The sequence below is a fragment of the Marisediminitalea lipolytica genome (assembly GCF_001758465.1).
Taxonomy (GTDB): Bacteria; Pseudomonadota; Gammaproteobacteria; order Enterobacterales; family Alteromonadaceae; genus Alteromonas; species Alteromonas lipolytica.
Genome location: NZ_MJIC01000018.1, coordinates 955 through 1,334, shown reverse-complemented (window position 1 = coordinate 1,334; position 380 = coordinate 955). Strand labels below are relative to the sequence as shown.

Here is a 380-nt window from a genome sequence, read left to right as displayed (position 1 = left end):
AGCTACAACGCCACCACGGGCTTATGGACCGTAGGTTCCCTCGCCAGCGGCGCAACCGCTACGTTGACGATTGTGGCCACCACGACCGACAGCAGTGCGGTGACCAACACTGCTTCGGTCACGGCCGATCAGACTGAACTGGACAGTTCGGATAATGCCGATTCGGCCACCGTGGATGCCCAGGCCATTGATTTGGCGTTAAGCAAAACCGTCGACAATGCCTCACCGAATCTGGGCGATAACGTGAGCTTTACCCTGACGGTAAACAATGCCGGGCCAGATGCCGCCACCAATGTAGTCGTCACCGACCCACTGCCAGCGGGCTTTACCTTTGTCAGCTCAGACGGTAGCTACAACGCCACCACGGGCTTATGGACCGT

General features: G+C 58.4%; 1 protein-coding gene. It reads left to right on the top strand.

Going from position 1 to position 380, the window contains the following annotated elements:
• Nucleotides 1-380: DUF11 domain-containing protein (locus BFC17_RS23050; RefSeq protein ID WP_175439608.1), on the top strand; the 380-nt coding region annotated here is incomplete at both ends.